Consider the following 4,263-nt stretch of genomic DNA (forward strand, 5'->3'; position numbering starts at 1 on the left):
CAAGATTTATGCCTTCTGCAAGATCTTGGGCAAATTTGTCCGGATCCACCGGTTCAAAAGGAGCCACATTTTGTTGTTCCAAAGGTACCAGGATTCCTGTTTCACCGTTTACCACCACTTCTTTTATTCCCCCAACAGCACTGGCTACAACAGCTGTATTACAGGCCATGGCTTCAATATTGATTATTCCGAAGGGTTCATAAATAGAGGGGCAACAAAATACATCTGCATGGGAATAAAGCTGTATAACAGATTTTTTATCAAGCATTTCAGCTATCCAGATAACATTATCCCTGATCTTCTTTACTTCTGCAACGCTTTCTTCCATTTCCTTCTCAATATCAGGGGTGTCCGGGGCTCCTGCGCACAGTACAATCTGGGTATCCGGGTCTATATATTTAATTGCATTTACAAGGTGTATGATCCCTTTCTGCCTTGTAATTCTACCTACAAAAAGTACATAGGGTTTTGATTTATCGATATTATACTTATCCAGTGCGTCGGATTCCCTGGTAACTGCATACTCCTTAAGGTTTATTCCGTTGTATATGACCTTTATTTTTTCCTTATCTACATCAAAATATTTAAGGACATCATCTTTTGTCTCATAAGATACTGCGATAACTGTATCCGCCATTTCTATAGCTGTTTTTTCAATCCATAATGATGCGTCGTACCCTTTCCCCAGTTGTTCTCTTTTCCAGGGTCTTAATGGTTCTAAGGAATGTGTTGTTACTACCAAAGGAATTCCATAAAGCAGTTTGGCTGTTATGCCTGCAAAGTGCGAATACCAGGTATGGCAATGCACTATATCGGCATCTATGTCATCTGCATTCATATGAACACATGTACTTAGTGTTTTTAAAACGGCTTTAAGTTTATCGTTGGAGCTATTAAAAACAGGATTGTCATAAGGAAATCCCTTTACCGATAAATTATCCGACTTTTCATCCTGATCCCCAAAACATCGCACCTCAAGCTCCATAAGTTTCGCTAATTCGGCAGCCAAATACTCAACATGGACACCTGCACCTCCGTAAACATAAGGAGGAAATTCTCTGGTAAAAAAAAGTGCTTTCATATGATATTTTCAGGTATCGGTTTTAGAATTTTATTTTCAATTTTACCTGCAATTCAGCCTATTTTTTAATAGGTAATCAACAGAGTATTCATTTTTATAAAGGTATTTATAAATTTCTTTTTCTTTCAATAGATTGGTACATAAAACAAGATTAAATTGATTGTAAAGAAAAGTTTCCGTTTTTGACCCCAATAGGAGGGTTAGCATAAATGATTTTCCAATGAAATCCGAATAATTCTTTAGTAAAATAAAAAGACTTTCTTTAAAGTCGTTTGGCCATAATATCAATCAATCTGCTGATGATGACCTACATCATTGTAAAGGGTATTTGGGTGCTCTATTTTTGACTTTGTTCCCAAAAAGCCATGGGAAAACAAAAAGTATTCATTCTAATTCAAAAAATAAATCCGATGAAAAAGTTCAACAGCCTACATTTCAATTTGGTGATGATGTTAGTATGCCTGATAAGCCTATCAATTGTATTTCAATCATGTAAGAGAACAAGTGAAAAGACCAGTGAGAAGATCATAGAAAAGTCTTTAGGTGATGATGCTGAGGTAGATATCGATGATGAAAAAGTGGTGATAAAGACTGATGAAGGTACATTTACCACAGATGCAACTATGAATAGCTGGCCCAAAGAGGCTCCCGGCGAAGTACCGGAATTTAAATTCGGTGACGTAATAGCTGTTACTACACAAGAAGTTGATGACGCTGATAACTGGGTTGTTATTTTCGAAAATGTTCCTGCTAATGCGCTCCAGGATTATAAGGAAACCCTGGAAAGCGAAGGTTTCACAATTAGTTTTACAACTACCGCAGGAACAGGTGGCCACCTTGCTGCCGAAAAAGGAAAAATAGCGGTAATGTTAATGGCAGGTGAGGGTAATGCCACTGTTACTATTGGTTCCAACAACTGATATTTTAGAATCAATGAAATCTTGAGGCAAAGTTTTATTACATCCACAACAACAAAAAATGTTAACTATTGTTTAAGGTCATTTTAGATGGACTTAATTCTTATTATCTTTAAGGAAATTATAAAAATGATCCTGTTAAATGGAATCATTTACCGTGATATAACTACCAGCAGAGACCGAATCGCTTTTTAAAGGGGCATCAATGCTGATATCCTTTCGCAAAAGGTAGATATTATTACTCTGCGGAGTTGAAATGGTAATGTGCTCCCCGGTTTTGAATTGTGAGATCGCCAAAAAGAGGAATAACTTTTATATCCCAATCATGAATTCACTTCTGAAACAGCTGATTTTAATAACCTTAATTACCACAATAGGCAGCTTATCTTATGGGCAAGAATTAACTAATGAAATTGCCTGGAGTATAAAGTATGACCGCCTTGAAAATTTGAGAGATTTAATTACAGCAGATCGAATCAATGAGTGTGTGGGAGTAGGAGATAGTAAAAAGTATAATTATTTGGCCATAAGCATCAAGTTAAAATCAATGAAATCTTTACGCTATTTTATTGAAAACGGCGCCAACATCGAGGGCGTTTGCGCGGATAAAACTCCCTTGATGTACGCAGCAAAATACGGGCGATTGGAAATGGCACGATACCTGGTGCAAAAGGGCGCTGATCTTAATGCAACCTACAAAGGCCAAAACGCACTAAGTTTCGCCAGACAATTTGGTCAGCGCGACGTCGCAAAATACTTATTAGAGCAAAAAAGAAAACTAAAATCCTTGCAGGAGGAGGGCTACAACAACAAGCCTGAGTCTAGTTCTTGATACTCCTTCACTGAAGTTTCGGAGAATCTATGTTTTGGTATCATATGATAAATCCATACAGTCTTTCAATCATCCAGAAACTGGCAATTGATCCGCAGAAGTAAGCGGCCAACCTTTCAAGTTTAATTCTATTGAACTGCAGTTTGGCGACCAGGTTTTTATCTATAAATATCTTGCGGATAAGTATCCAGAGAAGAAGTATCCCCACTACAAATATGATCTGCCCCAATTCCACACCAACATTAAAGAACAGCAAGCTGGTTACGATCTCTAGTTGTGGTAATCCTATCTCCGCTAATACAGCTGCAAACCCGAATCCGTGCAATAGTCCGAATGAGGATGAAACGGTAATGGGATACCTGTACGTGAGGGAGTCTTTTTTCTGCAGCGCTATTTCCACGGCAAGGTAAACCACACTTAAGGCAATCACGGCTTCAACAGGAGGGATTGGCAAACGCACTACATTAAGGGCTGATAATGCCAGAGTGATAGAATGGGCAATGGTAAACCCGGTTATGGTAATCCACAATTTTTTACCTACCCCTGCAACCAGCATCAGGCAAATTAGAAAGAGCAGGTGGTCCCAGCCTTCCAGGATATGTTGGATGCCAAGTTGGGTATATTGCCTGGCTACCCCGGCCCAGCTCTCTTCCTCAGGAACCGTCCATAGCAGTTCATCCGGCCCCAGTAGTTTATTGAATTTTTGGCCATTAAGCAGTGTAATCTTCAGAATACAGGATACGGAAGGATTCATCACAGGGTATTGAATACGGATATCTCCACTATTGAGTGCTGATGCCGATTTAAAATTCTGCCTTTTAATAAATCCTCCTGAAGTCTGATAAAGGGTGATTTTGTCAATCGCCTCAAATGAATCCGGAAGAAAAATATCCGGGAGGTTGAATTGTGGAATGGTAAGCGGGATTTTGTACTGCAATTCAAATATTCCAGCCTCTTTTTCCATTATTTCAACAAATAAGGGGCGACCTTCATGGGCTGTACTAACGGTTAGTCCGCAAGAGAAAATTAAACCCAATAAGAAATTACTTTTCCAGTTCATAGAATCTAATTTAATTCGGGACGCTCATAAGTCACTTCAACAGTATAGCTGTCAATCACAGCCTGAATACTCTGTTGCTTTATTTCCTGTTTCCTCTCGTATTGGGCATCTTGCAGTACCTGTGCTTTTATTTCCTCCAATTCGGGATAAAGACCCTCTTGTTCTCCGATCAGTAGCACAAGATGGTAGCCATACTCCGACCGCAGTGGTCCAATCCACAGAGAAGGATCGGGATCCGCTTCTAAAATAGCATTGGCCATTTCCTGACCAAAATGACTGGCTACATAATCCCTTCCTCTTTCAACATAGTTGGTATTGTAATAAAAACGTTCGCCATATGCAGGGGCTTTTTCAAAGGGCACTTTTTTTAAGT

At 39.1% G+C, this 4,263-nt stretch carries 5 protein-coding genes; 2 read left to right on the forward strand and 3 right to left on the reverse strand.

Annotation, left to right across the window (positions count from 1 at the left end):
* The coding region (gene glgA, locus Q0X89_RS01995; RefSeq protein ID WP_297690934.1) for a glycogen synthase at positions 1-1,081 on the reverse strand (1,081 nt) is incomplete at its 3' end.
* 410 nt (positions 1,082-1,491) lie between these two features.
* Between glgA and Q0X89_RS02000 the strand changes: the two genes are divergently transcribed.
* Positions 1,492-2,001, forward strand: coding sequence for a hypothetical protein (locus Q0X89_RS02000; protein ID WP_297690935.1), 510 nt, complete (start codon positions 1,492-1,494; stop codon positions 1,999-2,001).
* Between the two features lie 322 nt (positions 2,002-2,323).
* Positions 2,324-2,830, forward strand: a complete 507-nt coding sequence (locus Q0X89_RS02005) for an ankyrin repeat domain-containing protein (RefSeq protein ID WP_297690936.1) — start codon at positions 2,324-2,326, stop codon at positions 2,828-2,830.
* A gap of 40 nt (positions 2,831-2,870) precedes the next feature.
* On the opposite strand, the gene Q0X89_RS02010 is transcribed toward Q0X89_RS02005, so the two are convergent.
* Positions 2,871-3,890, reverse strand: coding sequence for a HupE/UreJ family protein (locus Q0X89_RS02010; protein ID WP_297690937.1), 1,020 nt, complete (start codon positions 3,888-3,890; stop codon positions 2,871-2,873).
* A 5-nt stretch (positions 3,891-3,895) separates the two neighbouring features.
* A partial coding sequence (locus Q0X89_RS02015; RefSeq protein ID WP_297690938.1) for a hypothetical protein occupies positions 3,896-4,263 on the reverse strand: 368 nt, incomplete at its 5' end.

It is taken from the genome of uncultured Eudoraea sp., from assembly GCF_947258525.1.
GTDB lineage: Bacteria > Bacteroidota > Bacteroidia > Flavobacteriales > Flavobacteriaceae > Eudoraea.